This is a genomic window from Chryseobacterium potabilaquae, assembly GCF_902728265.1.
GTDB classification, from domain to species: domain Bacteria; phylum Bacteroidota; class Bacteroidia; order Flavobacteriales; family Weeksellaceae; genus Chryseobacterium; species Chryseobacterium potabilaquae.
The window spans coordinates 96,435-122,964 of sequence record NZ_CACVBR010000001.1 but is presented as its reverse complement, the minus strand read 5'-3'; the positions used below and the strand labels follow the sequence as shown (position 1 = coordinate 122,964).

Genomic DNA, 26,530 nt, shown 5'->3' with positions numbered 1-26,530 from the left:
TTTTAAATAAGTTTTTAAGCCTTCCAAATATTGGAAGGTTTTTTAATTGTATTGGTAAAATAAATAAATATTTATGTGATATGTTTAAAAAAAATTAAATTTGTTGAAACAAAAATATTATGAAGAAGTGTCTACTCTTTTTTTCTTTTTTTCTCATCTCATTTAATTTTTTTTATTCACAAATTGTTTATCCCCGAAAGGTTCCAAAACCCCGAACTAATTTAGCAAGCAGAGCAGGAGCTTTCATTGATGTAAATGCTCCAGGATATGCACCTTCGGGATATGATATTACCCAATTGGTAAAAGATGTATTAATATCAACGGGCTCGAATTCATGCGTTACCCCTAATATATCTAATGTACAAGTGAGTCCCAATTTGCTCGTATCTAATGCTAATAGATCGTGGGGGTATTTTCATAAAGCAGCAACTAATTTTCCATTTAAAGATGGGATTGTTCTAATAACAGGGAAGGCTAGTGAAGCAGGGAATGATTATATTGATGTAAATAGTCCCATAGGCTATGCTGTTGGTACTGGAAGTGATCCTGATCTTGTAGCGGCAACGAATCCCTCAAAACCACTTAATGATGCCGTTATTCTTGAATTTGATTTTGTACCCACTTCGTCTCAAGTAAAGTTTAATTATTTATTTGCTTCAGAAGAATATACAGGCTCTTTCCCATGTAGCTATTCGGACGCCTTTGCTTTATTGCTTAGACCTTCTTCAGGAGGACCATATCAAAATATGGCGGTACTTCCTAATGGAGCGGGCCCGGTAAGTGTTACCAATATTCACGCCGATACAGAATTTGATGGAGGTTCATTACAGTGTGGAGCTTTAAATGCTAACTTTTTTGACTCTTATAATACAGCTAATATAGAAACAAACTTTAACGGTAGAACAGTTCCCCTTACGGCAACAGCAACTGTTGTTCCGGGACAACAGTATCATTTTAAAATGGTATTGGCGGATGCCGGAGATAGAATTTATGACTCGGCAGTTTTTCTTGAAGGGGGATCTTTCAATATTGGAGTTGAATTATTAGACCCTTCGGGAACTACATTACCGGAAGAGATTAATGTATGTGATAATGTCCCACAAGTCATTACAGCTTCTGTAAGTGATCCTAATATGACTTATCAATGGTTCTATAATGGTGTACCAATTACAGGTGCTACTAGTAATACAGTAACAGCAGCACAGCCAGGAACTTATACTATCGAGGTGAGCTTTCCCGGTAACCCTTGTCCAGGAAAAGCATCCATTGAAATCCACGGAGGCACTACTCCTGTAGTTCAGGACGCAACTTTGCTTTTATGTACGACACCTGATATTACAACTTTTGATCTGAATAATGCGATGCCCTTAATCAGCACTACGACTGGAGCGGTATTTCGTTTTTATCAAACCTTAGCAGACGCTCAGGCACAAAATAATAACTACATTCAGAATATATCAAATTATAATGGAAATAATAATCAGATTTTGTATGTGGTGGTTTCTAATGGAGGATTCTGTAGTAAAATGGTTCAATTAAAACTATTAAAAGAAGTCACTCCAACAGCTCACATAGCAGCATCAAAATTAAAAATTTGTCCAGGAGAATCTGTGAACTTAACGGCAACCGGAGGAGCTACTTATCTGTGGAGTAATTTCTCCGGAACAGGAAATACTCAGACCGCTACATTGCATACGACTACCTTATTTACAGTATATGCTATTGGAGAAAAAGGCTGTAAATCATTGCAACCTGCTACTGTTACGGTAGAAGTGGTTCCGGAGATTGTTTCTTCGCTAGCAACAGTAGAAATGTGTATTGGAGATAGAGTAACGTTAGATGCTGGAACTGGACCAAATTACTCTTATTTATGGAGTACAGGGGAAACTACCCAAACAATTAATGTAAGTGATTGGGGGATCTATAGTGTTACTATTGATAATGGATATTGTACTAAAACTTTTACAGCAGAGGTAAGGGGAGCAGCTACTCCTTTTATTACAGCTTTGGATTACGCAAGCAACAGTCTAACTATTATTGCTGAGAATCCACCAATTAATAATATTAAAGGAATTTTAGAATATTCTATAGATAATGGCATTACTTGGCAAGAATCTAATGTATTTACAGGATTACAAAATAATACGTCATACAGTATTCAAGTAAGGGTAAAAGGAACTCATTGTGTAGGAGCTATTGAATTTTTCACCTTACAAATTTCCAATGTGATTACTCCTAATCAAGACGGAATTAATGATGTGTTGAATCTTACCAAATTAGTGGATTATAAAAACTTTACAGGGTCAGTCTTTGATCGATATGGAGCAGAGATATATAAATTTTCTAAACAAACTCCAATTTGGGATGGTACTCTAGGGGGTAAAAGATTATCAACGGGTAATTATTGGTATAAATTTAATTTTGAATACCCCAAGTCAAAAGTTCAAATGAACTGGACGGGATGGATTATGTTAAAGAATATAAAATAATATGGATTCTAATCTAAAAAAAACCTTTCAATTGAAAGGCTTTTTTTAGATAGTTATAGGCTTTCTTTCCAAAGTTGGGTGAAGGCTATAAAGTCTAAGACACTCAGTTCTTCGGCTCTTTTATCTAAGAAGATATGATCTTTCAAATTTTCGGGAATATTCAAAGGTTTCAATGCGTTGGAAAGTTTTTTTCTTCTCTGATTAAATCCGGTTTTTACAATTTGTTTAAATAGTATTTCATTACCTGCTAAACCTTCTTTTGGGTTTCTGGTCAATTTAATTACTCCAGATTTAACTTTTGGAGGAGGATTGAATACATTTTCATGAACTGTAAACAGATATGATACATCATAATAGGCTTGTACCAAAACTGAAAGAATACCATAGTCCTTTGTTCTCGGAACGGCTGCGGTTCTCTCGGCAACTTCTTTTTGAAACATACCAACCATCTCAGGAATTATATCATAGTGATCAATGATCTTAAATAGTATTTGAGAGGATATATTATAGGGAAAGTTACCAATAATAGCTATTTGTTCGCGTTGAATAAAGCCAAAGTCTTGTTTCAAAAAATCTCCAACAAAATTATCTTGAGTAATTTTTGAATAATTATTTTTTAAATACTCTATCGACTCGTTATCTATTTCTGCAAGATATGTTTTGTGGTCTTTTTCTAGAAGGTATTTAGTGAGGACTCCCATACCGGGGCCGACTTCCATTATATCGTTGTATCCTTCAAAGCTTAAGCCTTCTACAATTTTCCTTGCGATATTTTCATCAGTCAAAAAATGTTGACCAAGATGTTTTTTTGCTTTTACACTCAATGTTTTTATGATTTTATTAACAGTGATTTTTCTTTTTTACGTCACAAATTTCGGAAGTTTTTTTCTATTTTAGCCAAAAATTTTAATATTAATGGCTAAATCTGTAGATGAATTTAATAAGAAAAGACTTCGGTCTAGCAATATTACAGTAGTAATAAGTATTGCCTTAGTGTTATTTTTGTTAGGGTTAATGGGACTTATTCTAATTAATGCCCAAAAATATTCTGATTATATCAAAGAACAGCTGGTAGTAAATGCTTACTTTGATGAAAATTATGATGCTAAAGATTCTGTGAAAATTGCGAAAATGGAAGCAGAAACTTTTAAAGAAATCCAGACTTTGGCGCCTGTAAAGAAAGCGACTTATATTTCTAGAGAGATGGCGGCTAAAGAAGCTAAAAAAAGTATGGGAATTGATAGTGATGCTCTTTTTGAAGAAAATATTTTTCCTTCCTCTATAGAAATTGCCTTGAAACCCGAGTATGTAGATCCAACCAAAATCGATGAAGCAATTAAAATCATTAAATCAGTGCCTGGAATTATTGATGTGAAAAATGATAGCACTTTAATGGTTGATGTTTATAATAACCTTAGCCGGATTTTAAAATGGATACTTGGATTTTCTATTTTATTTTTAATTCTTGCAGTAGTTTTAATTAATAACTCAATTCGTCTTAAAATATTTTCAAAAAGATTTATTATTAAAACCATGCAATTGGTAGGGGCAAAAAGAAGATTTATCCTAAAACCTTTTATTATAGAAGCTATAGTATTAGGGGCTATTGGAGCTGCTATTGGACTTTTGACCTTATTCGGAGTTTGGTATTATTTCACTAGTCAAATAGGCTCTGTATTTGTTCAGGATAGTCAACAATATTTCTGGCTTGTTTTACTGGTATTATGTGTGGGAATCTTTATTACAGTTTTAAGTACAGTAATTGCTACATGGAGATTCTTAAAAACAAACGTTGATGATTTATATTACTCTTAAATATGAACAAAAAAACAAATAAATTTTCTGCATCAGATTTTGGTAAAGATACAGCGACACCGGAAGTAAATAATTTTTATTTTGGGCGTGAAAATTTTAAATGGATGCTGATAGGTTTGGTATGTATCGTATTAGGTTTTCTTTTAATGATGGGATCTGATGCCAATACAGTAGATGGAAAATTTAATCCAAACTCTTGGAATGAAGGGATTTTTTCTATTCGAAGAATCAGAATAGCACCATTATTGGTCGTTACTGGTTTTGTTATTGAAGTATATGCAATTTTAAAAAGAAAATAACAATAAATTTATTTTAAAGATTAAGAAATTGAAATTCAGATGGATCTGAGTTTTATAGTTTCTTAATCTTTACATTTTAATATATTATGGATGTAATCAAAGCAATTATTATTGCCATTATAGAAGGGCTAACAGAATACCTTCCTATTTCTTCTACTGCTCATATGGGTTTTACAGCTAATTTATTAGGCTTACCAGAAGATGAATTTTTGAAAATGTTTCAGGTTTCCATTCAGTTTGGAGCGATTTTGTCAGTTGTGGTAGCCTATTGGAAAAAATTCTTTGATCTCAATAACCTTCAATTTTATTTTAAGCTTGCTTTTGCAGTTGTACCAGCATTGGTTTTAGGATATTTGTTTGATGATAAAATAGAGGCTATTTTAGGAAATCAAATCGCTATTTCATCGGTTTTGGTTGTAGGCGGGGTTATTTTGCTTTTTGCTGATCAGTGGTTTAAAAATCCACAAATTGATGATGAGAAAGGAATTACCATAAAAAAAGCATTTATAATAGGTTTTTGGCAATGTTTAGCCATGATGCCGGGAACAAGCCGAAGTGCTGCTTCCATTATTGGAGGGATGGCACAAGGGTTAACAAGGAAAGCTGCAGCTGAATTTTCTTTCTTTTTAGCCGTTCCTACGATGTTAGCCGTTACTGTGTATTCTGTGTTCTTAAAAACATGGGGTAAAGAAACAGGAAATCCTCAGAAAGGATATGAAATGATTTTAGCTTCTCAGGATCATATTATGATTTTTATTATTGGGAATGTAGTGGCATTTATTGTTGCTTTAATAGCTATTAAAGCATTTATTGAACTCTTAAATAAATATGGTTTTAAACCTTGGGGGTGGTATCGTATTTTCGTTGGAGTAGCTTTACTCATTTATTTTTATTTCTTTAAATAAAAACATATAATTGATTCATGACTGCTGAAGAATTACAATCAGGGCATATATTTTTACTAGATAAACCTTTGGACTGGACTTCTTTTCAGGCAGTCAACAAGATGAAGTATAAGCTTAAAAGAGAATTTAATCTTCCTAAGAAATTTAAAATTGGACATGCTGGAACTTTAGATCCAAGAGCAACAGGGCTTTTGATTGTCTGTTGTGGTAAATTCACTAAAAAAATTCCGGAGATACAGGATGCTCCAAAGGAATATAGGACAGAAATTAAAATTGGAGTGCAAACAGAATCTTATGATACTGAAAAACCGGAAATATTGCCTCAAGATATATCAACTGTTTCGGAAGAACAAGTGTTGAAGGTCCTAGATAAGTTTATCGGAGAAATTGATCAAAAACCTCCTGTATTTTCGGCTATAAAAATTGATGGAAAAAGGGCTTATGATTTAGCCAGAGCCGGAGAAGAAGTTGAAATGAAATCTAGAAAAACAACTATTTTCTATATTAAAGACATACATATTGACTTCCCATTGGTAAGCTTTACAGTAGGATGCTCAAAAGGAACTTACATTAGGAGCTTAGCCCATGACATAGGCCAAGAACTAAATGTAGGAGCTTATTTAACACAATTAAGACGCACAAAGATCGGAGAGTATACAATTCAAAATGCAACTTCTGATTTTCTTGAAAATGATTTTAGATTTGAAACTTTAACAAGTTGTATTGATGCAGGAGAAGACACGTATTAATAAATATTTATCAGAAGTAGGTTATTGCTCTAGAAGGGCTGCGGATAAATTATTAGAAGAAGGTAGAATTACTATCAACGGGAAAATTCCGGAATTAGGAACAAAAGTTTCGGATGAAGATAAGGTTGAAGTAGATGGTAAGCCTATTCGTGAACCACAAGAAAGTCACGTATATATTGCTTTTAATAAACCGGTAGGTATTGTTTGTACAACGGATACTAAACGTGAAAAAAACAACATCGTAGATTATATTAATCACCCAAAGAGAATTTTTCCCATTGGTAGATTGGATAAGCCTAGCGAAGGATTGATCCTCCTAACGAGCGATGGTGACATTGTGAATAAAATTTTAAGAGCAAAAAACAATCACGAAAAAGAATATTTGGTAAGGGTTGATAAACCTATAAATCCAAGGTTTTTAGAAAAAATGCGAAATGGAGTTCCTATTTTGGATACAATAACGAAGAAGTGCGAAGTTGAAAAAATTGATGAGATGAATTTCAGAATTGTTCTTACACAAGGACTTAATCGACAAATCCGAAGAATGTGTGAGTATCTGGGATATGAAGTGAAAAAATTGAAAAGAATTCGTATTATGAATATTAAATTGGATCTGCCTGTTGGTAAATGGAGGGATTTGACAACTGAAGAAATTTCTACTTTGAATACATTATTAAAAGATTCTAGCAAAACAATAGACTAATTTTTAGATGAAAAAGCAGCAGGGGTATTTAAAAATTTTGGTGCTTTTATATTCAATGTCTAAGATTACTATTTTTTCTGCTTGGAGTATGTAGTTTGCCGTGAATAATTCGTCTTTTGGCTATATATAGGAAGTAAGCTATTTTAAATAAAGCTTCATCCTTGATTCATATTCGGGTTTTATTTTTAGTAATTTCCATATTTTATCATCGTCTGGATTGCTTATTCGATAAAAAATAATCTTATCAGCCGAGTATTTAAAATACGGATGATTTTTAAGCCATTCTTCCGGAGCATCTACTAATGTATATTTTGTAATGTTCGAACTGTTGAGCTGTGCAATAGAAATTAATTTTTGAACGAGCTCTTTATCTATGTTATAAGTATCTAATATTTGTTGCTTGTTCATAAATCCCCCTAATTTCTTTCTAAAACCAATAATAGAACCTGCGCTTTTTTCATCTAAACCAAATTCTAGTAACTGTCTAAAAGTAGCAATATTGAGGTCAAGTTTTGAAAAATCAGTTTTTTCTTGTTTTAATTCTGCCTTTGGAGTCTCAGAAGAATTGATTTTTAATGGGCTTAGTTTTATGTAGGGTTTTAGCTCGTTGAATTTCTCAGTAGAAATAACAAAACACTTTTGGATTTCTTCTATATTTTTAAAGCTTCCGTGTAAATTTTTATCGCGGTAATTAATAATCACTTTCGCCTGATTCTGAGTAAAACCTAAATTTTCCCAACCATTGGTATCTAATGTATTAGGATCAAAGTAATAGTATTGAATATGCTGCTTTGTTTGTTTAGAAGAGGTCTCAGGAGTTGTTTTTTTATGAGTTTCAGGAAGTAAAATATAAGATTCTAATTCTAAAAATTTTTCATTAGAAATAGCAAAACACTTCTTAAGTTGTTCTTTAGAAACAAATTTTCCTCCCACTATTTTTTTATAATTGAGAATTGTAACGGCTTGTTTTTCAGAAAAGCCTAATTTTTGCCATTGCTCGTCATCTAAATCATTAGGATTAAATTTCGATACATGGAGGGATGAGATCTCTTTTGAAATGAATTTTATATTGGAAAAGTCCTCTTTTTCTCTACCCGAATATTTTTGAAATGCAAATATAATAATGAGCAATATTCCTAATCCGGCTATCTTTTGGTAATAGCTCTTTTTCATCATGCGGTAAACTTAATAATAAAATTATGCTTTTCAAATGATGAATGGCTAAAATTAAATTTTGATATGATCTTCAGAAAAAGTAAGGAGATCAAGTTGGTAAAATAAATTTGAATGACCGATTCAGATAATTTTTTATATTATTCACTGTCCTTTTCTACCAAGGATTCTTTAAGTTTTAAAAGTTCAGCTTTTATAAACTCTAATCTATCAATCAAAGTAACCGTCTCAGAGATTTTATTATTGGTCGTAAGAGCAATCCGAGCCCCATCAAGAGTATATCCCTTTTCTTTAACTAAATGATAAATTATCTGAAGATTTTTTATGTCTTCAGGGGTGAAGTATCGATTGCCTTTTTTATTTTTTTTAGGCTTAATAATAGGGAATTCTTGTTCCCAATAACGTATTAATGAAGTGTTTACGTCAAATGCTCTCGCGACTTCTCCAATGGAATAATATAGCTTATCGGGTAAATTTATCTTCATTTTTCGAATCAAAAACCCAAATATAGAGATTTTTTAAAATTTATTACAAACAGAGGTAGTAAAATATTTGTTTGCAATCTCATAAAAATGAATGAAAATCAGTCAAAATGTTAGATGATTTTCTTGCATATATTCATAACATTATGCGTAAATATTACTGTTTTATTGATAGTATTATTGCATATTCTGTAAGAACAACTTTTTATATTTGATTTTATATATTGTAGAGTATATCTTACTTAAAAGTTCATCGTATGAAAAATATTTTCAGCCTAAATTGGTTTGGTTTGATTTTAGTATTATTAAATTGCAAATCAATAAATTATAATGATATGTTTTATAATGGTGTACAGCCGGAAAGAATCTCTGATAAATTTAGTTTTACAGAAGGTCCAGCTTCGGATGAAGATGGAAATGTCTACTTTACGGATCAACCAAATGATAAGATTTATTATTGGGATTGGAAAACCAATACAATCATTGAGTTTTTAGATAAGACCGGAAGAGCGAATGGGGCTCATTTTGATAAAGATGATAATTTGATAACTTGTTCTGATGATCACGGTGAAATTTGGAAAATTTCCAAAGACAAAAAGATTCAGGTTGTACTGAATAATTTTGAAGGTAAGAGGTTGAACGGACCTAATGATGTATGGAACGATTCTTTGGGAGGAATGTATTTTACAGATCCCTTATATGAAAGAGAGTATTGGGTTAATTTTAAGCAAGAGATTCCCAATAGAAGTCTTTATTATATGAATAAGGCAGGGAAAATTACAAAATTGGAAACTTTTATTCAGCCCAATGGAATTGTTGGAAGTGAGAAATTTAGGAAGTTGTATGTTTCAGATATTGAGGCGAAAAAAACATATGTGTATGATATTCTGGGAGAAGGAAAATTATCTGAAAGAAAACTATTTTGTGAAATGGGTTCAGATGGAATGGCCCTGGATAAACATGGAAATTTATATCTTACAGGTGATGGAGTACATGTGTTTAACAGAGAGGGTAAAAAAATCTATCATATTCCTATTCCTGAAAAATGGACTTCAAATATAACGTTTGGAGGGAAGCATCATGATATTTTATTTATTACCGCCTCGAAATCAGTATATACGTTACCCACTAAGGTAAGCGGTGTTAAATAAATAGGAAATTGAGGATGAGATTTTTAATAGGTCTTATCCTCAATTTATTATAATTTTAATAAGCTACTTCCATTTTTATTTTTTTCCCTTTCAATTTTTCGTTACTTAATTTTTTAAGGATATGATTTATTTTTTTTCTTGAAACCGCTACATAAGAACTGGTATCTTTTACTTCAATTAAGCCAATGTCTTCTTTTTGAAGCTCTCCTTTTTTAATAAGATAGCCAACAATATCTACTTTGTTTACTTTATCTTTTTTTCCGGCACTAATATATAAGGTTTGGAAAGGTGTTTTTTCCGGAGCATTATTGAAGTCCGTAACGTTTTCCTCAGGAATAGTATTTTTAATAAAAGGAAAATTTTCTTCTTCGGTCATAATTAAATAAACAAAACCTTTTGCATTCATCCTTGCAGTACGACCGTTTCTATGGATAAAAGCATCTTCTTTAGGAGGTAATTGGTAATGAACAATCGATTCGACTTCGGGAATATCTAGTCCCCTTGCTGCCAAATCGGTGGTTATTAATACTCTTGCGGAGTCATTTCTAAATTTTAACAGAGCACGTTCCCTTTCATCCTGTTCCATTCCTCCGTGAAATGTTTCTCTGTCAATTCCTTTTTGTCTTAGCAATTCAGAAATGCGATCTACAGCATCACGGTGATTACAGAAAATTAAAGTTCTTTTATTTCCGATTTTGCAAATTAAATGAAAGAGTGTATCCAGTTTTTCTTCGGAGGTTGTGATGACTTTTTTTAACTGAATATCAGGCTTCACTTCAGCTAATTTTAAAAAATCAATCGTCTTTTCATTTTTTAATCCGGTAAATGTTGGAATTTTATCCATCGCAGTTGCGGAAGTAAGAACTCTTTGCGATATATTTTTTAAAGAACGAATAATATATTCCATATCATCATGAAATCCAAGCTCTAAAGCTTTATCGAATTCATCCAAAACTAATGTTTGAATTGTTGTAGGATCGAAATTATTATTACGTAAATGATAAACAATTCTTCCCAGGGTTCCAATGAGGACAGCCGGAGCTTCAATCAGATTATTCATCTCAATTTTTTTATCATGACCGCCGTAGCAAACAGAAACTTTATATTCTGTTCCCATGGTTTTGAAAACCTGTTCAATTTGTAATGCTAATTCTCTTGCTGGAACTAAAATCAAAGTCTGAATTCCTGTTCTGTTTTTTTCCAAGTTTCTAAGAATAGGAAATAAAAATGCTAATGTTTTACCTGAACCTGTGGGAGAAAGTAGAACAACGTCATTTTGGTTTTCAGTGGCTTTATAGGTAGTTTTTTGCATCTGATTCATATCCTGAATCTGCAATTTTTTGTAGATTGACTGTAATTCCATCCTGCAAAGGTAATAAATTTAGAGGCTTAGGATTAAAAACACAAATTATAATAATTACAGATTTTTATGGGATTATTGATTTTTAATGAGTAGGAGCGAATCTTAATGGCTTTAAATCTGTTGTTTATCTTAAATAAATTCAGTATCTTTGCACCCACTTTTTGTGGGAAAGGTTTGAAATAGTAAAATATTAAATATTAATAACTTCCGTATTTTTCAATCCACATTTATTCAAACCGTTGGAAGAGAAGGAATACAAATTTTATTAGAATTATGTCAAAAGAGACAAATTCAGCAGAATTATTATTAAACCAAAACGTAGCACCTGAACAATTTGACTGGGATTCTTTCGAATCGGGTCTTGATGCTGATGCTAGAAAAGAGAAAAGTGATTTAGAAGAAATCTATAATGGTTCTTTAAATAACTTAGACGATAACGACGTTCTAATTGGTAAAGTTGTAAGATTAACTGATAAAGAAGCTATCGTTGATATCAACTTCAAATCAGAAGGTGTAATCTCTTTGAACGAATTCCGTTACAACCAAGGTCTTCAGGTAGGTGATGAAGTAGAAGTAATGGTTGATAAAAGAGAAGACAAAACTGGTCAGCTACAATTATCTCACAAAAAAGCAAGAACACTTAAAGCTTGGGATAAAGTAAACGAACTTCACGAAACAGGTGAAATCGTTAACGGTTTTGTTAAGTCTAGAACTAAAGGAGGTATGATTGTTGACGTTCATGGAATCGAAGCATTCTTACCAGGTTCTCAAATTGACGTTAAGCCAATCAAAGATTACGATCAGTTCGTAGGAAAAACTATGGAGTTCAAAGTTGTGAAAATCAACCCTGAATTCAAAAACGTAGTAGTATCTCACAAAGCATTGATCGAAGCAGATATCGAAGGTCAGAAAAAAGAAATCATTTCTCAATTAGAGAAAGGACAAGTTCTTGAAGGTACTGTTAAGAATATTACTTCTTACGGTGTGTTCATTGACTTAGGTGGAGTAGATGGATTGATCCATATTACGGATCTTTCTTGGTCTAGAGTAAATCACCCATCTGAAATCCTGGAGGACGGACAAACTGTAAAAGTTGTAATCCTTGATTTTGATGATGAGAAAACAAGAATCCAATTGGGTATGAAGCAGTTAGAGCCACATCCATGGGATGCGCTTTCTGCTGACCTTAAAGTAGGAGATAAGGTAAAAGGAAAAGTAGTAGTTCTTGCTGATTATGGTGCATTTGTAGAAATTGCTCCAGGTGTAGAAGGTCTAATCCACGTTTCTGAAATGTCTTGGTCTACTCACTTGAGATCTGCTGGTGATTTTGTAAAAGTAGGAGATGAAGTAGAGGCTGAAGTATTAACTTTAGATAGAGAAGAAAGAAAAATATCTCTTGGTATTAAGCAATTATCTAAAGATCCATGGGAAAATATTGAAGCTAAATATCCTGTAGGATCTAAGCATGTAGGTACTGTAAGAAACTTTACTAACTTCGGAGTATTTGTTGAGTTAGAAGAGGGAATTGATGGTCTAATCTACATTTCTGATCTTTCTTGGACTAAGAAAATCAAGCACCCGTCTGAGTTCTGTGCAGTAGGTGATAAACTGGATGTTACCGTTCTTGAATTGGATATTCAAGCAAGAAGATTATCTTTAGGTCATAAGCAATTGACTGAAAATCCATGGGATACATTTGAAACTAAATATGCTGAAGGAACAATACACGCTGGTAAAGCAGTAGAAGTTCACGATAAAGGAGCTTCTGTTCAATTTGAAGATGTTGAAGTAGAAGCATTCTGTCCTTCAAGATTATTAGAGAAAGAAGATGGATCTAAAATCAAGAAAGGTGAAGAAGCTGACTTTAAAGTAATTGAATTCAATAAAGAATTCAAGAGAGTAGTAGTATCTCACACTGGAATCTTCAGAGATGAGGAAAAGAAAAATGCAAGAGAAGTTTCTAAAAATGTAGGGTCTTCATCAAATAATGAAGAAAGATCTACTCTTGGAGATATCGATGCATTAGCAGAATTGAAAAGAAAAATGGAAGAAGGTAAATAATCTTCAACTATATAAGAACCGAGGCTGTCCCAAAAGGACAGCCTTTTTTTATGCACTTATAAGAGTTGTTACTTGTTGCATACTATTTATTGCATTTTAATTCATTAAATAGTGATATAAAATATGTATTTTTGGCTGTTGAATTTAGAAGAAAATCATGATATACTAACGGGGAAGTTTCCATGGAACGTAGAAATAATCAGCTAAAGTTTATAATAGTATTTTGAAAGTTAATTATGGATATACTATTAATTTCTATCAAATCATTCTATGAAGAATGTTGGTAAATAGTCAATACTTCTATGTACTATTTGGAATTGTAAATACCCAAAATCAAAACCCTTATATGCTAAACAAAAAAATAACACATAATACATGCTCTATAAATAAAAAATTAGTGCGTGATATAGCATATGATATTCTGGCAAATGTTATGCAGTTTCGTATTACAAAAGAGGATGAGTCCATATACTGTAATATACCCTGTAATAGTTGTTATGAACCTCACATTTCCAAGATTATCAATTCGATAGAAAAGAGCGAACCTATTTTGTTTGTATTACCTGCATTTCCGGGTAAATCTCCTAATCCTCAAAAAGTCTTAGGACCATTGCCGGATATGGCAGAACGATATTCATTACAATTTCTAAATGATTTATGTAAATCCATACAAAAAATATACTCTCCAGGAGCGCGCATATTGATATGCTCAGATGGTAGGGTATTCAGTAATGTGATAGGAATGAAAGATTCGGATATTACCTCCTATCAAAAGGAGTTGGATTCAATAATTAGAAAGCTTGAACTTACATATATATCAACATTTCATTTAGATCAGTTGTATGGAGGAGATGATTTTGAGAGTATGAGGCATGATTTAATGAAAAGTTTTGGAAAGCCTATTTCTTTATTAAAAGAAAAGGTTTCCCGTGGTATTAATGAATATGGATCTAGAGAAGATAAAGAAGCTAACCGTATGTATAGGAGTATTACAAAATTTTTATTTGAAGATTCACTGTATCCGGGACAGCCAAAATCTAGAACCGAAATTCAAAAAGATGCTAAAAAAAGAGCGTATAGTGTAATCCAATTAAGTAATGCCTGGAGTGATTTTATCGCCCAAAATTTTCCTGAACATGTACGACTCTCCATTCATCCTCAAACATGTGGCGATGTAAAAATAGGAATAAAATTGTCAAATGAAAGTTCAATAACTCCGTGGCATGGGGTTGCCTTAAATATAAAGGGCAAAATTATGTTTGTCAAGCGATTTGAAGCTGAAAAACTAAAAGCCCAATTAGTATATAATGAAAATGCCCAACCGGATTATTATATACTGTAAATCAATGCTTATCCTGATCAATTTTAAATAAGAATGAAATATAAAATTACCCATCTCAAACCATTTGGAATCCTAATAGAAGCGGATAATGCAGATTATCATATTGAAAAGCTCAGTACCGAACTTTTAAAAAAGTACGTAGATGAAGAAAAACTTGTAGTCATCCGGGGATTTAGGACATTTTGTTCAGCACATGATTTTGCAAACTATTGTGAACGTTGGGGAGAAATAAGTGTATGGCCATTTGGAAAAGTTCTGGAGCTAGTAAGACAAAACAATCCTGAAGATCATATTTTTGATAATAATTATGTGCCTTTACATTGGGATGGTATGTATAGACCCGAAGTTCCGGAATATCAAATTTTTCATTGTGTAGACTCTCCGAATTTAGATCAAGGAGGGAGAACAACTTTTACGAATACAGCTCTAGTGATTGATCAATCTCCAGTAGAATGGATTGAGTTATGGAAAAAGATTACTGTGCGTTATACCCGCAAAATGGAATTTTATGAAAGTACTACAACTTCACCGATCATTACCCGTCATCCCTATAAAGATCAATTGATTATGCGTTACAATGAGCCGCCGGAAAAAGATATTCCTGATTTTATTAATCCACCTATTATAGAATTTTTAGGAGTAGAAGACAATCAATTAGATGAAATTCAACTCCAGTTAAAAGAATCATTATATAGCCCACAAGCATATTATGCGCATACATGGCATAAAAATGATATTGTTATCTCCGACAATTTTACTCTTTTGCATGGACGAGAAGTATATGCAAAAGATGCTCCTCGTCATTTGCAGAGAGTGCATGTGAATAGCTCACCTGCTTTTAAAAATCCAGGTTTAGAATCATACAAATGAGTACTCAACGAGTAGATGTAATTATTATTGGAGCCGGACCTGTTGGATTAATGTGTGCTTATCTTGGCCAGATCTGTGGTTTGCGCACCATGATTATCGATAAATCTCCAGGTCCTTTAGAGGTGGGTAGGGCTGATGCTTTGAATGCCCGTACTTTGCAACTCTTTGAATTGGTCAATTTATTTAAAGAACTTTATCCTTTAGGAAAACCTTGCAATACAAGCTCCGTATGGAGTAATGGAAGATTCACATCCCGGCAATCTACGTGGTGGAATGAATTGGAAGGCTGTTTACATAAACACTTTCTTATGCTTGGCCAATCTTATGTTGAAAAGCTGTTGAGTGAAATTCTTGAAGAGAGAAAAGCGGGGGTTAATCGTTTAACGATAGTGGAGAATATTGAGTTTTTAAGAGATGGTTGTGTAACGAGTCTTTCAAATGGAGAGATTATTCAGTCTAGCTATGTTATTGGTGCGGATGGATCTCGATCAAAAGTTCGAAGTCTCTTTAATATACCATTTGATATTATACGTCCCCAACTCATATGGGCAGTAATTGATGGAATTATAGATACCGATTTTCCAAAAGTACCAGAAATTATAACCTTTCAAACGGATACTTCAGACGTGGCTTGGATTCCTCGTGAAGGAGAAATTGATAGGTTTTATGTAAGAATGGATAAGAAAGATTTTAGTATGGAGGAAGTTATTGGTAAAATTAATCATGCAATCAAACCTCATACACTAAAATTTAAAGAAGTTGTTTGGTTTTCGCAATTTTCAGTTAAAGAATCTGTAGCAGAAAAATTCCATGTAAATAAGAAGGTATTTCTTGCTGGTGACGCTTGTCATATTCACTCGGTTAATGGAGGGCAGGGGCTCAATACAGGCCTTGCGGATGCATTCAATCTTATGTGGAAACTTAATATGGTAATTAACTTTAATGCACCCACTGAACTTTTGCAAACTTATGAAGATGAACGTAGGCCAATTGCTCAAAGTGTTATAAAGGCCTCTGGTGATCTTGTTCGCTCTACTAAATATTCGAATAAAGGAACTCATGCGGAGGACTATGTAAAAACAGTACAGAAATATGCTGGAAGTATAACCGGAATGGGAATTCGCTATGGAGATCAGGGAATATCGGGTTCTAGGATATTTGATTTTAAAATGTATAAGGGGAGTATTGAAACACGATTATATTCGATTTTAAACTATTCACATTTCACGTTGTTGATTTTTGGAGATATAGAGTTGAGTTTAGATATACCGGAGTTTGTAAAAATAATTCAGATTTATTCACAAAAGCAATCCACACACTTTTGGGCAGATAATACTCCTTATGAAGATAAAGCAATTTTAGTAAGACCGGATTCATATATTGAATCTTGTACATCTTTGGAAAATGTAGAATCGATCTTATTTGATTATTTAGCTAGAATATATGCCATATAATAAATAATAGAAAAAGACTAAATAACATTCTTTTTTCTTAGTCACTTTAAACTAATAGAGTTTTTTAATTTAAAAAATAACATATGAACAGACCTGTTATTATTATAGACCCTCTTTCATCGGGGGTAGAATTAGCGCCTACGTTTAAAAAGTGGGGAATACCGTCAATAGCTGTTACCATTGGATCTATAGAGAGGATTGGTTATGGGACGCAAATCCAAACTTCGGATTTTACCGAAATTATTATGGATCAGCCCAATCTTGTTGATATTCTTAGAGAATATAATCCGCTTGCCATTCTTCCGGGTACGGACAAGGCAGTTCCGTTAGCTGAGCATCTTGCTTCGATCTTAACTCCTGAATTTGCTAATGATCCAGGGAAAGTATTAAACAGAAAGCATAAAGCTCTTATGCAGAAAACGTTACATGAATCGGGGGTTCCATGCCTTAAAACGATTAATACTTCATGTGAAAATGAAGTATTAGATTGGGTTAAAGAAAATGATTTAGAGGAGTCTTCATTGATATGTAAACCGCCGCTTTCTGCGGGTAGTGATAAAGTATTTCACATTCCTGCAAAAGGTGATTGGAAAAAAGCTTTCAACCGTATATTAACAGAACCTTCTAAAATTACAGGAGTGGTTAGTGATACCGTTGTCGTTCAGGAAGAAGCTATAGGGACTGAATATGCAGTGGGTACTGTATCTGCGAACGGGAAACATTATTTAGCTCATTTAGTTAAATACAATAAAATGTGGTTTAATGATCGTAAAACGGTTATTGATTATGTGGAATTTGTTCCTTATGATGAAGAAATGTATGGAGAATTATTTGAGTATACGAAAAATTGTTTAGATGCAATGGGAATTCGTTGGGGAGCTGCTCACAATGAAATTATGCTTACCGAGAAAGGACCTCGTCTTATAGAAACAGCAGCAAGAATGTGTGGAGGACCTTCTGTAAATTATACTAGACAAGCGACGGGTAGCAGCCAGGCAGATAAACTGGTAGAGGCATTAGTTAATGGAGATGTTATGACAAAAGAGTACACGCTAAAAACACCTATGATGAGTGTCTTTTTGAAATCACCAGTGAATGGAGTTGTCTCAAACTCTGAAGTATTAACTGAAATATCCCAATTACCGACCTTATTTAATAAACATATATGGTTTAAAAATGGTGATATGGTTCCAAAAACGGAAGATTTTCTAACAAGTATTGGGATGGTTGCATTGTGTGGGGACCGTGATTCTATCTTGTCAGATTATGAAAAAATACGAAATATGGAATCCGAATTGGTTATCTCTGAAGTAGATTAAATCATAAAATTATTTTAATGATAAATGTTATATTGTTTGCGTGATATTTAGTATATAATGATTAATGTAATGTTTGAATTAATAAAAATTAGTTGTATGATTAAATTTTTATGAAATATTTATTAATTGTGAAATTAATAACGGATAGGAAGTTTTTATTTAATCTTTTCTGTATTTTCAATTAAATATATTTTTATTTTAAACCAAATTACACTTCATATTTTTTATAATGCCCCTAAAAATATTTATAATTTTTAGGGGCAGTTTAGTAAAAATAAGCTTTCATATAGGCTGTTTTAGAATTTTTGTTTGAAAAATAGAATCTTAAATATTCAAGAGATTTAGTAAAAAAAAGATAGGATATTTATCAAACTAGTGTGAATAATTTGTATTTTAGTACTTAAAATATTATATATGAAAAAACTAATCTTACCTATTTGCGTAGCATTACATGCAATTTTCCCATCTTATTTATTATCTCAGAATTCAGAAAATCTTATGATTAAAGATTATATTTCAAAAAATATGATCAATGAATATAAGAAACATGATCTTATGGATTTTGCAATTGAGAACAGAGATGCTTCAAAATTCTTAAATGGAAATGTGGTGAAGTTTCACCAAATGTATAAAGGGATTCCTATTTATAATTCTGCCGGATCCGCTCTGATTAAGGATAATGAGATTATATATTATTCTGATAATTTTTTAAAAGATTATAATGCTGTCGTAGGAAATAATGTATCTGTGAATAAAGTGGCAGCAATTCAAAAGATTGCTGATCACCTACAAAAAGAAAGTATTTCCTCATATCCGGTACTAGGATTTTATGACGCATCACCGGAAAATACTCAAGTAGCCAAGCAACGGTTAGTTTATTATAATGATAATAATAATTTAATATTAGCATACGAATTTATCGTTCGTGAGCCTAAATCATCAAACTTATGGAATATCTTACTAGATGCCAATGATGGAACTATTATTGATAAAGTCAACTTAAATTTATCTTGTAACTTTCATAGTGATGCATACAAGCACATGGATGAAGAACATCAAAATAATATTCCAGAATCTTATGTAAGTGAACAAAATATTCCTTTTTTAGCACCAGATAACGCTACCTATAATGTGTTTGCTTTACCTACAGAAGCGCCTACATTTGGATCCAGATCAATTCTTAGTAACCCATGGATACTTTCTGCATCTCCTGAAGGATGGCATTCAGATGGGACAAATCATTATACCATTACAAGAGGAAATAATGTATTTGCATATGAAGACTCTGGCAATCAGAATTCACCAGGATCTTCACCGGATGGAGGCCCATCTAGGAATTTTAACTTCTCTTATAGTATTAATGCTACTCCTTTGGCTAATCGAAATGCCGCTATTACCAATTTATTTTACATGAACAATAGAGTTCATGATATATTCTATAAACTTGGCTTTACGGAAGCAGCAAGAAATTTTCAAAAAAATAACTTTGGAAGTGGAGGTACAGGAAATGATCATGTGGAAGCAGAAGGACAAGATGGTGGAGGATTGAATAATGCTAATTTTGGGACACCGCCAGATGGAAGTAATCCGTATATGCAAATGTATCTATGGTCAACAATAAATAAACAGTTTTTCTATAATTCACCAGGTTCGGCACAACCACGTAATCCTAATATCGGCCAAGCCGAGTTTGGAAGCCCTCTTAATGGAACGGGAGTTACTGCAAACGTTGTTTTGCCAGCTATATTTGATGGATGCTCAGCAATGCCTGCAGGTTCATTAGCCGGTAAAATAGGTTTGGTAGAAAGAGGAAATTGCAATTTTACAGTAAAGGTAAAAAATGCGCAAAATGCAGGAGCAGCAGCCGTAATTATTTATAATAATGCACCTAATGGCTCAGCATTAATAAGTATGGGTGGAAGTGATGCCACAATTACTATTCCTTCCATACTTATTACGAATGATGAAGGTGTTTATATTAAAAGTCAAATTGCGGCCAATATGAACGTAAATGTTACTTTAAAAAATGACCCTTCAACGGCTGTTACGCCAGATGGAAGTTTTGATAATGGTATTATTACTCATGAATATGGACACGGTATATCCAATAGATTAACAGGAAATGGATATAGTTGTTTAAATTCATCCTTAGATAAAGAACAAATGGGAGAGGGGTGGTCCGATTTCTTTGCTATAATGCTTACGAATAAACCTGGAGATAATGCTTTGGTTCCTAGAGGAGTAGGGACTTATGCTATAGGACAAGGAACTAATGGTAAAGGTATAAGGCCTGCTGCATATTCTCCTAATTTTTCTGTCAACGATTATACATATGGAGATACTAATGGATTAGAATTAAGTAGTGGATCTTCCACTGTACCCAATGTTCATGCTATTGGATTTATTTGGGCTACCATGTTATGGGATCTTCATTGGAAGTATGTAGAGAAATATGGATATTCATCAGATGTAATGGCAAATACGACAAGTGGGAGTTCAAGGGTTCTTCAGTTGGTTACAAATGCATTAAAATTGCAACCGTGTAATCCTACATTTGTAGATGGAAGAAATGCAATCTTAGCTGCTGAGCTAGCGGCAACATCAGGAGTTGATAAATGTATGATTTGGAGTGCTTTTGCAAAAAGAGGATTAGGGGTAAATGCATCTGCTGGATCAAAAACAAATATTAATGATCAAACAGAAAGCTTTGCAGTACCTGCGGAATGTAATTTATCGCAATTAGCGACAGATGAAGTGAAAGGAGTGAAAAACACAATCTCTATCTATCCAAATCCTGCCAAGAATGAATTTTATATTAATTTCCCAAGCAATACTATGGGAAAAGTAAGTGTTGAAATCTATGATATGTCAGGAAAATTGCTTTCTTCAGAGGATAAAATATCTCCTGATACTAAAAAAGCTATCTCTACAGAGAAATTAATCAATGGAACTTATATGATTAGAGTAAAAGGTCTAGGCTTTGATGCTACTTCAAAAGTCATTATTAAAAAATAGATCTAAAAAATTGATTAAAAATAGCCGTAAACTTTGTTTGCGGCTATTTTTATTAATCTATGAATAGTATTCTTTTAAAAGATTTAAATTAATATATGTAACTTTGCTGACTTTTTAAAAAATCATACATTATGAAGAAGAATATATTGAAAGGCGTTTTATTCGTAGGTGTTGGAGCAAGTATATACGGGATGCTAGCGACGTTTGTTAAGATGGCTTATAACGAAGGATATACCACTTCGGAAGTTACAACTTCTCAGTTTTTATTGGGACTAGTAGGGCTTTTAACACTTAATTTTATCCAAACGATGACTTCCAAGAAAGCCTTGTCTTCACCAAGCTCTAAAGAGATAAAGCAGCTTATGTTGGCAGGAACATCTTTAGGAGGAACAAGTTTGTTTTATTATTTGGCTGTTCAATATATTAATGTTTCCATTGCTATTGTATTGCTTATGCAATCTGTTTGGTTCAGTGTGGTAGTAGAGAGTTTTATCACTAAGAAATTACCCAATAGCCGGAAGGTAGTCTCGGTGGTTATAGTATTAATAGGAACAATTTTAGCGACTAACATTATTAATGAGAAGATTGAGATAGACTGGCATGGTGTCTTTTGGGGGCTTATGGCAGCTGGGTCTTATACTTTAACCATGTTTACTTCCAATACGATAGCTAATCATTTACCTGTTTTGAGAAAAAGTTTGGTGATGTTGTCGGGAGGAGCAATTATTGTATTTATATTCTTATTTTTTGCACAAATAGGACCTTTTTATTTTGATAATTTACAATCCTTTTATTTAAATTTTACAGATAATACAACGCATATTCATTCATTTAATTATTCTATTCTTTGGACGTACGGTTTTGTACTTGCTCTGTTTGGAACAATCATACCTCCGATATTATTTAATATAGGATTTCCAAATGCTGGACTAGGATTAGGCAGTATTGTTTCATCCTTGGAGCTTCCTGTTTCTGTTACCATCGCATATATGGTATTAGGAGAGAATGTTTTTCTTACACAATGGTTAGGAATTGCATTAATTCTTTTTGCAATTGTTTTGATGAACTTACCTTCAAAAAAAGAATATGTATTAGCGGAAGTTTCTTAGAAATTTATAATTAAGTTAAAATAATCATGTATTACTGTTTCTTTTGAGACGGTTTTTTTATTTTAGCATCTAAAAATAAAATTTCATGAAATATTTTAAAAACATTGTGGCTGTAGTAATGTTATCCATTTTTCCTCATCTGTTACTCTCTCAAATGAGACCCTTGGATCCTATGCTTTCTGATTATCAATATCCTTTCGATGTGCATTTCATGAATATAAAATCTCAAAATAATGAGTTAAAAATGGCGTATATGGATGTATGGCCAAAAGTATCAAATGGTAAAGTTGTACTGCTTCTTCATGGGAAAAACTTTAACGGAGCCTATTGGAAAAAAACAGCTAAAGATCTTTCAGCAAGAGGTTTCAGGGTAATTATCCCGGATCAAATTGGATTTGGAAAATCATCAAAACCCCAAAGCTATCAATTTTCCTTTTCTCAGTTGGCGGAAAATACGAAAGCTATTTTAGATGAATTGAAAATTGATAAAATAATAGTATTGGGACATTCAATGGGGGGAATGGTGGCGACTAGATTTACACTTCAATATCCTAATAGGGTTGAAAAATTAATTTTAGAAAATCCTATAGGATTGGAAGATTATAAAACTTTTGCGAGCTACCAAACTATTGATCAGGCTTACGAATCTGAACTAAAGAATACTGCAGAAAGTTATAAAAACTATCAGTTAAAGTTTTATTATGATAATAAATGGAAAAATGAATATCAGCCTTGGTTGGATATGATTGCGGGATGGACTTTACACCCAGATTATCCCAAAGTGGCTTGGAATGCTGCTCTAACATCGGATATGATTTATAATCAACCAGTATGTTATGAATTTAAAAATATCAAAGTACCTACATTATTGATTATTGGAACAAGGGATAGGACGGCAATAGGGAAAGATAGGGCACCTAAAGAATTACAGGCAAAAATGGGTCAGTATCAGGAACTGGGAAAAAAAACACAAAAACAAATATTGGGTTCGAAACTAGTAGAGATTGAAAATGTAGGACATCTTCCTCATATTGAAGTTTATGATCAATTTTTTAAGGCTCTATTCAATTTTATCATGTAAGTCTTTTTCCATAATAAATAAAAAGAGACCATTATGAATAAATGGTCTCTTTTTGAATTATTGTTGTCTGAATTATTTCTTAAAAGCAGCGTCTTTGATTCTAGCTTTTTTACCTCTAAGGTCTCTGAAGTAATAAATTCTAGATCTTCTAACTTTACCTCTTCTATCAACTTCAATTTTTTGAAGGGCTGGCATATTGATTGGGAATACTCTCTCAACACCCACATCACCACTCATTTTTCTGATAGTAAAAGTTTTTGTAGAACCAGTACCTCTTAATTGGATTACTGTTCCTTTGAAGAACTGAGTTCTTGTTTTTTGTCCTTCTTTAATTTCGTAATACACTGTAATGGTATCACCCGCTTTGAATTTTGGAAATTCTTTTTTTGCGATGTACTTATCTTGTACGTACTTTAATAAATCCATTATTATTTAAAATAAAATGTTAAGGCTAAGCAACTTACACGTATATCGTCAGAGGTTGAATAACAGGTTGCAAATATACAAAATAGATTTTGATGTACCAAATATTATGAATTAAAAAAAGCTTGTTTTTAATGGGTAATTTCAAAATTATAGTAGATTTTGATACATTATGATTTTATAAGATGGCTTTTAAGTTTTAAAATCTCCACTAGAATCGGGTTTAAATAGAGATCTAATTCTGAAATACAATACGTATGGGAAAAAGTATTAAATTTAAGCCAACAGAAAATCTAATATTTCATGATAGATAAAAGAGTAAAAAATGCAAAGGAGGCCATTGATGGGATTAAAGATGGGATGACTTTAATGCTTGGAGGATTTGGTCTTTGCGGTATTCCTGAAAATTCAATTAATGCTTTAGTAGAAAGTGATGTTAAGGATCTTACCTGTATTTCAAACAATGCAGGAGTTGATGATTTCGGATTAGGTCTATTGCTTCACAAAAAGCAAATTAAAAAAATGATTTCTTCCTATGTAGGAGAGAATGCAGAATTCGAAAGACAAATGTTGTCAGGAGAATTAGAGGTTGAACTTACTCCACAAGGGACTTTGGCGGAAAAATGTAGGGCTGCTCAGGCGGGAATTCCCGCATTCTATACTCCCGCTGGATATGGAACTGAGATTGCAGAAGGAAAAGAAATAAAAGATTTTGAAGGCAAACCGCATATTTTGGAACATGCTTACAAAGCTGATTTTTCAATTGTTAAGGCGTGGAAAGGAGATCATGCCGGTAATCTTATTTTTAAAGGCTCTGCAAGAAATTTTAACCACCCCATGGCTGGTGCCGGGAAAATAACAATCGCTGAAGTTGAAGAATTGGTAGAACCAGGAGAATTAGATCCTAATAACATTCATATTCCAGGAATTATGATTCAAAGAATTTTCCAAGGTGAAAAATTTGAAAAAAGAATAGAGCAACGTACAACCAGAAAAAAATAAGCAGAATGTTATCAAAAGAAGATATTGCAAAACGAATTTCCAAAGAAGTTAAAAATGGCTATTACGTGAATTTGGGAATAGGAATTCCCACACTGGTTGCTAATTATGTCCCTGAAAATATTTCTGTAGAATTTCAAAGTGAAAATGGAGTATTAGGAATGGGGCCATTTCCTTATGAAGGTGAAGAAGATGCTGATATTATCAATGCAGGGAAACAAACCATTACTATCTTACCTGGGGGATCATTTTTTGATTCTGCATTTAGCTTTGGAATGATTCGTGGGCAAAAAGTAGATCTTACTATCCTTGGTGCTATGGAAGTATCGGAAAATGGTGATATTGCCAATTGGAAAATTCCGGGTAAAATGGTAAAAGGAATGGGTGGGGCAATGGACTTAGTTGCTTCTGCAGAAAATATTATTGTTGCAATGATGCATGTAAATAAAGCTGGAGAAAGCAAAATCCTAAAAAAATGTACACTTCCTTTGACAGGAGTAAACTGTGTGAAGAGAGTGGTGACTGAATTAGCCGTTTTAGATGTTACACCGGCAGGTTTTAAACTGATTGAGAGAGCTCCGGGAGTTTCAGTTGAAGATATTATAAAAGCAACAGAAGCTGATTTGATCATTGAAGGAGAAATTCCCGAAATGCAGCTCTAATGAAATAAAACAGGCTATCCCAATTTTGAGATAGCCTGTTGTTTTTATTGGAAATATTTTAGTTTCAATTTCCAAGTATTATATTTTTGTTGTAAAAATAAATTACTTCTTATCTTGTGCCCCAAAAACTTGTTGTAGAATACTTGTTGTTCTCATAGCGGGAGTATTTCGAATTCCGCTCTCTTTTTCCGCTACCATTTTAAAAACTCCATTGATTGTTTCTGTAGTAACATATTCATTAATATCAGTAGTAATGGACTGTCCAGTTAATGTATTATATTTCGAAATTAAATTTGTCCAAACAGTGTCAGCTCCTACTTTTCCTAATGAGGCTTTTACCTTAGGCTGAAAGGCACTAAATAATTGCTTTTGAGTTTTATCTTGAAGATAATTTGTCGCAGCATTATTACTGCTTAATAAAATATTTTTAGCATCAGTAATAGTCATAGAAGTAATGGCACTTGTGAAAATAGGAGTTGCTTCTACCACGGCATCTTCAGCTGCTCTATTTAATAATTTCACACCTTGGTCAGCCAAGCTTCCTAATCCAAATGCACGAAGTTTGGTATCAATGTTTCTTAGTTTTTCAGGCATTAAAATTTTAACCATTTCGTTTTTGTAGAAACCATCCGTTACACCAAGCTTCTGTACACCTTCTGTTACTCCTATATTTAATGCTTCTTTCAACCCTGAAGAAATCTGAGAAGAAGAAAGGTTACTCAGATTTGCTGAGGAATGGTTCTTGGTAGAATTTGTAGGAGTTGTAGTGGCGTTTTTGGTAGTAGGAGTATTGAGATCAATACCGGTTTTATCCTTTACAGTAGACTTTAAAGCATCTAAAAGTTGGGCTTGTGTTGACACTGAAAAAAATAACCCGGCAACTAAAAAAATGATTTTTCTCATTATATATTTTTATAGAGTTAGATATTTTATTTTCTAACAAGTTAAAATTCATCGAAAAAATTCTTTAGAAAATAATTATATTCGCTAAACCTTTAACTAAAACTAATGCAACGTCTTTTATCGACTATTATTTTTATTTTGTTGTGTTCAAATATAGTTTTTT

Annotated in this window: 23 protein-coding genes; 17 read left to right on the top strand and 6 right to left on the bottom strand. The window is 32.8% G+C overall.

Going from position 1 to position 26,530, the window contains the following annotated elements; genetic code table 11:
* Positions 1–119: 119 nt before the first annotated feature.
* Positions 120–2,489: a choice-of-anchor L domain-containing protein gene (locus CHRY9293_RS00410; protein WP_162031097.1), complete on the top strand. Its 2,370-nt coding sequence runs from the start codon at positions 120–122 to the stop codon at positions 2,487–2,489.
* 53 nt (positions 2,490–2,542) lie between these two features.
* Here CHRY9293_RS00410 and rsmA read toward each other — a convergent pair whose 3' ends face one another.
* Positions 2,543–3,313 (bottom strand): 16S rRNA (adenine(1518)-N(6)/adenine(1519)-N(6))-dimethyltransferase RsmA, encoded by a 771-nt coding sequence (rsmA, locus tag CHRY9293_RS00405; protein ID WP_162031096.1) that lies wholly within the window; start codon positions 3,311–3,313, stop codon positions 2,543–2,545.
* A 91-nt stretch (positions 3,314–3,404) separates the two neighbouring features.
* On the opposite strand from rsmA, the gene CHRY9293_RS00400 reads away from it, so the two are divergent.
* The 5 genes from CHRY9293_RS00400 (at position 3,405) to rluF (ending at position 6,960) form a co-directional block, all read left to right on the top strand.
* Complete coding sequence (locus tag CHRY9293_RS00400) at positions 3,405–4,304, top strand: cell division protein FtsX (RefSeq protein ID WP_122636833.1); 900 nt, start codon at positions 3,405–3,407, stop codon at positions 4,302–4,304.
* A gap of 2 nt (positions 4,305–4,306) precedes the next feature.
* Positions 4,307–4,603, top strand: coding sequence for a DUF3098 domain-containing protein (locus CHRY9293_RS00395; RefSeq protein ID WP_122547741.1), 297 nt, complete (start codon positions 4,307–4,309; stop codon positions 4,601–4,603).
* 86 nt (positions 4,604–4,689) lie between these two features.
* The gene (locus CHRY9293_RS00390; protein WP_162031095.1) at positions 4,690–5,508 is read left to right on the top strand and encodes an undecaprenyl-diphosphate phosphatase; all 819 of its coding nucleotides are present in this window, start codon (positions 4,690–4,692) and stop codon (positions 5,506–5,508) included.
* A 17-nt stretch (positions 5,509–5,525) separates the two neighbouring features.
* Positions 5,526–6,257 (top strand): tRNA pseudouridine(55) synthase TruB, encoded by a 732-nt coding sequence (truB, locus tag CHRY9293_RS00385; protein WP_162031094.1) that lies wholly within the window; start codon positions 5,526–5,528, stop codon positions 6,255–6,257.
* Positions 6,235–6,960 (top strand): 23S rRNA pseudouridine(2604) synthase RluF, encoded by a 726-nt coding sequence (rluF, locus tag CHRY9293_RS00380; RefSeq protein ID WP_162031093.1) that lies wholly within the window; start codon positions 6,235–6,237, stop codon positions 6,958–6,960. Before truB ends, rluF begins: the two co-directional genes overlap by 23 nt.
* A 138-nt stretch (positions 6,961–7,098) precedes the next feature.
* On the opposite strand, the gene CHRY9293_RS00375 is transcribed toward rluF, so the two are convergent.
* A complete protein-coding gene (locus CHRY9293_RS00375; protein WP_228455429.1) occupies positions 7,099–8,133 on the bottom strand; it encodes a helix-hairpin-helix domain-containing protein in 1,035 nt (344 codons plus the stop codon).
* A gap of 140 nt (positions 8,134–8,273) precedes the next feature.
* Entirely contained in the window at positions 8,274–8,618 is a 345-nt protein-coding gene (locus CHRY9293_RS00370; protein ID WP_162031091.1) for a MerR family transcriptional regulator, read from the bottom strand.
* Positions 8,619–8,872: 254 nt separating this feature from the next.
* Here CHRY9293_RS00370 and CHRY9293_RS00365 point away from each other — a divergent pair, with 254 nt between their 5' ends.
* A complete protein-coding gene (locus CHRY9293_RS00365) occupies positions 8,873–9,766 on the top strand; it encodes an SMP-30/gluconolactonase/LRE family protein (RefSeq protein ID WP_162031090.1) in 894 nt (297 codons plus the stop codon).
* 55 nt (positions 9,767–9,821) lie between these two features.
* Here the strand turns inward: CHRY9293_RS00365 and CHRY9293_RS00360 are convergent, their stop codons facing one another.
* On the bottom strand, positions 9,822–11,129 hold the full coding sequence (locus CHRY9293_RS00360) for a DEAD/DEAH box helicase (protein WP_162031089.1): 1,308 nt from the start codon (positions 11,127–11,129) through the stop codon (positions 9,822–9,824).
* Positions 11,130–11,402: 273 nt separating this feature from the next.
* Here CHRY9293_RS00360 and rpsA point away from each other — a divergent pair, with 273 nt between their 5' ends.
* The 8 genes from rpsA (at position 11,403) to CHRY9293_RS00320 (ending at position 23,380) form a co-directional block, all read left to right on the top strand.
* Positions 11,403–13,190: a 30S ribosomal protein S1 gene (gene rpsA / locus CHRY9293_RS00355; RefSeq protein ID WP_122547734.1), complete on the top strand. Its 1,788-nt coding sequence runs from the start codon at positions 11,403–11,405 to the stop codon at positions 13,188–13,190.
* 397 nt (positions 13,191–13,587) lie between these two features.
* Complete coding sequence (locus CHRY9293_RS00350; RefSeq protein ID WP_162031088.1) at positions 13,588–14,532, top strand: L-tyrosine/L-tryptophan isonitrile synthase family protein; 945 nt, start codon at positions 13,588–13,590, stop codon at positions 14,530–14,532.
* Between the two features lie 33 nt (positions 14,533–14,565).
* Entirely contained in the window at positions 14,566–15,402 is an 837-nt protein-coding gene (locus tag CHRY9293_RS00345; protein ID WP_162031087.1) for a TauD/TfdA dioxygenase family protein, read from the top strand.
* A complete protein-coding gene (locus CHRY9293_RS00340) occupies positions 15,399–16,856 on the top strand; it encodes an FAD-binding protein (RefSeq protein ID WP_162031086.1) in 1,458 nt (485 codons plus the stop codon). Before CHRY9293_RS00345 ends, CHRY9293_RS00340 begins: the two co-directional genes overlap by 4 nt.
* 83 nt (positions 16,857–16,939) lie before the next feature.
* Entirely contained in the window at positions 16,940–18,175 is a 1,236-nt protein-coding gene (locus CHRY9293_RS00335; protein WP_162031085.1) for an ATP-grasp domain-containing protein, read from the top strand.
* A gap of 414 nt (positions 18,176–18,589) precedes the next feature.
* Entirely contained in the window at positions 18,590–21,190 is a 2,601-nt protein-coding gene (locus tag CHRY9293_RS00330; protein ID WP_162031084.1) for a T9SS-dependent M36 family metallopeptidase, read from the top strand.
* Between the two features lie 128 nt (positions 21,191–21,318).
* A complete protein-coding gene (locus CHRY9293_RS00325; protein ID WP_162031236.1) occupies positions 21,319–22,299 on the top strand; it encodes an EamA family transporter in 981 nt (326 codons plus the stop codon).
* Positions 22,300–22,384: 85 nt separating this feature from the next.
* Positions 22,385–23,380, top strand: a complete 996-nt coding sequence (locus CHRY9293_RS00320) for an alpha/beta fold hydrolase (protein WP_162031083.1) — start codon at positions 22,385–22,387, stop codon at positions 23,378–23,380.
* Positions 23,381–23,452: 72 nt separating this feature from the next.
* Here CHRY9293_RS00320 and rplS read toward each other — a convergent pair whose 3' ends face one another.
* Complete coding sequence (gene rplS, locus CHRY9293_RS00315; RefSeq protein WP_122636817.1) at positions 23,453–23,806, bottom strand: 50S ribosomal protein L19; 354 nt, start codon at positions 23,804–23,806, stop codon at positions 23,453–23,455.
* A gap of 300 nt (positions 23,807–24,106) precedes the next feature.
* Here rplS and CHRY9293_RS00310 point away from each other — a divergent pair, with 300 nt between their 5' ends.
* A complete protein-coding gene (locus CHRY9293_RS00310; RefSeq protein WP_162031082.1) occupies positions 24,107–24,805 on the top strand; it encodes a CoA transferase subunit A in 699 nt (232 codons plus the stop codon).
* Positions 24,806–24,810: 5 nt separating this feature from the next.
* The gene (locus CHRY9293_RS00305) at positions 24,811–25,464 is read left to right on the top strand and encodes a CoA transferase subunit B (RefSeq protein ID WP_122547724.1); all 654 of its coding nucleotides are present in this window, start codon (positions 24,811–24,813) and stop codon (positions 25,462–25,464) included.
* 102 nt (positions 25,465–25,566) lie between these two features.
* Here CHRY9293_RS00305 and CHRY9293_RS00300 read toward each other — a convergent pair whose 3' ends face one another.
* Positions 25,567–26,367 carry a DUF4197 domain-containing protein gene (locus tag CHRY9293_RS00300; RefSeq protein WP_162031081.1) on the bottom strand — a complete coding sequence of 267 codons (801 nt, stop codon included), beginning with the start codon at positions 26,365–26,367 and terminating at the stop codon, positions 25,567–25,569.
* Between the last annotated feature and the right edge of the window lie 163 nt (positions 26,368–26,530).

What these genes read in the sequence shown, in the direction of transcription:
- rplS (WP_122636817.1), bottom strand. Translation starts at nt 23,806, where the DNA reads ATGGATTTATTAAAGTACGTACAAGATAAGTACATCGCAAAAAAAGAA.
- CHRY9293_RS00360 (WP_162031089.1), bottom strand. Translation starts at nt 11,129, where the DNA reads ATGGAATTACAGTCAATCTACAAAAAATTGCAGATTCAGGATATGAAT.
- CHRY9293_RS00320 (WP_162031083.1), top strand. Translation starts at nt 22,385, where the DNA reads ATGAAATATTTTAAAAACATTGTGGCTGTAGTAATGTTATCCATTTTT.
- CHRY9293_RS00400 (WP_122636833.1), top strand. Translation starts at nt 3,405, where the DNA reads ATGGCTAAATCTGTAGATGAATTTAATAAGAAAAGACTTCGGTCTAGC.
- CHRY9293_RS00305 (WP_122547724.1), top strand. Translation starts at nt 24,811, where the DNA reads ATGTTATCAAAAGAAGATATTGCAAAACGAATTTCCAAAGAAGTTAAA.
- CHRY9293_RS00335 (WP_162031085.1), top strand. Translation starts at nt 16,940, where the DNA reads ATGAACAGACCTGTTATTATTATAGACCCTCTTTCATCGGGGGTAGAA.
- CHRY9293_RS00345 (WP_162031087.1), top strand. Translation starts at nt 14,566, where the DNA reads ATGAAATATAAAATTACCCATCTCAAACCATTTGGAATCCTAATAGAA.
- truB (WP_162031094.1), top strand. Translation starts at nt 5,526, where the DNA reads ATGACTGCTGAAGAATTACAATCAGGGCATATATTTTTACTAGATAAA.
- rluF (WP_162031093.1), top strand. Translation starts at nt 6,235, where the DNA reads ATGCAGGAGAAGACACGTATTAATAAATATTTATCAGAAGTAGGTTAT.
- CHRY9293_RS00340 (WP_162031086.1), top strand. Translation starts at nt 15,399, where the DNA reads ATGAGTACTCAACGAGTAGATGTAATTATTATTGGAGCCGGACCTGTT.
- CHRY9293_RS00375 (WP_228455429.1), bottom strand. Translation starts at nt 8,133, where the DNA reads ATGAAAAAGAGCTATTACCAAAAGATAGCCGGATTAGGAATATTGCTC.
- CHRY9293_RS00310 (WP_162031082.1), top strand. Translation starts at nt 24,107, where the DNA reads ATGATAGATAAAAGAGTAAAAAATGCAAAGGAGGCCATTGATGGGATT.
- CHRY9293_RS00390 (WP_162031095.1), top strand. Translation starts at nt 4,690, where the DNA reads ATGGATGTAATCAAAGCAATTATTATTGCCATTATAGAAGGGCTAACA.
- CHRY9293_RS00410 (WP_162031097.1), top strand. Translation starts at nt 120, where the DNA reads ATGAAGAAGTGTCTACTCTTTTTTTCTTTTTTTCTCATCTCATTTAAT.
- CHRY9293_RS00330 (WP_162031084.1), top strand. Translation starts at nt 18,590, where the DNA reads ATGAAAAAACTAATCTTACCTATTTGCGTAGCATTACATGCAATTTTC.
- CHRY9293_RS00300 (WP_162031081.1), bottom strand. Translation starts at nt 26,367, where the DNA reads ATGAGAAAAATCATTTTTTTAGTTGCCGGGTTATTTTTTTCAGTGTCA.
- CHRY9293_RS00395 (WP_122547741.1), top strand. Translation starts at nt 4,307, where the DNA reads ATGAACAAAAAAACAAATAAATTTTCTGCATCAGATTTTGGTAAAGAT.
- CHRY9293_RS00370 (WP_162031091.1), bottom strand. Translation starts at nt 8,618, where the DNA reads ATGAAGATAAATTTACCCGATAAGCTATATTATTCCATTGGAGAAGTC.
- rpsA (WP_122547734.1), top strand. Translation starts at nt 11,403, where the DNA reads ATGTCAAAAGAGACAAATTCAGCAGAATTATTATTAAACCAAAACGTA.
- CHRY9293_RS00365 (WP_162031090.1), top strand. Translation starts at nt 8,873, where the DNA reads ATGAAAAATATTTTCAGCCTAAATTGGTTTGGTTTGATTTTAGTATTA.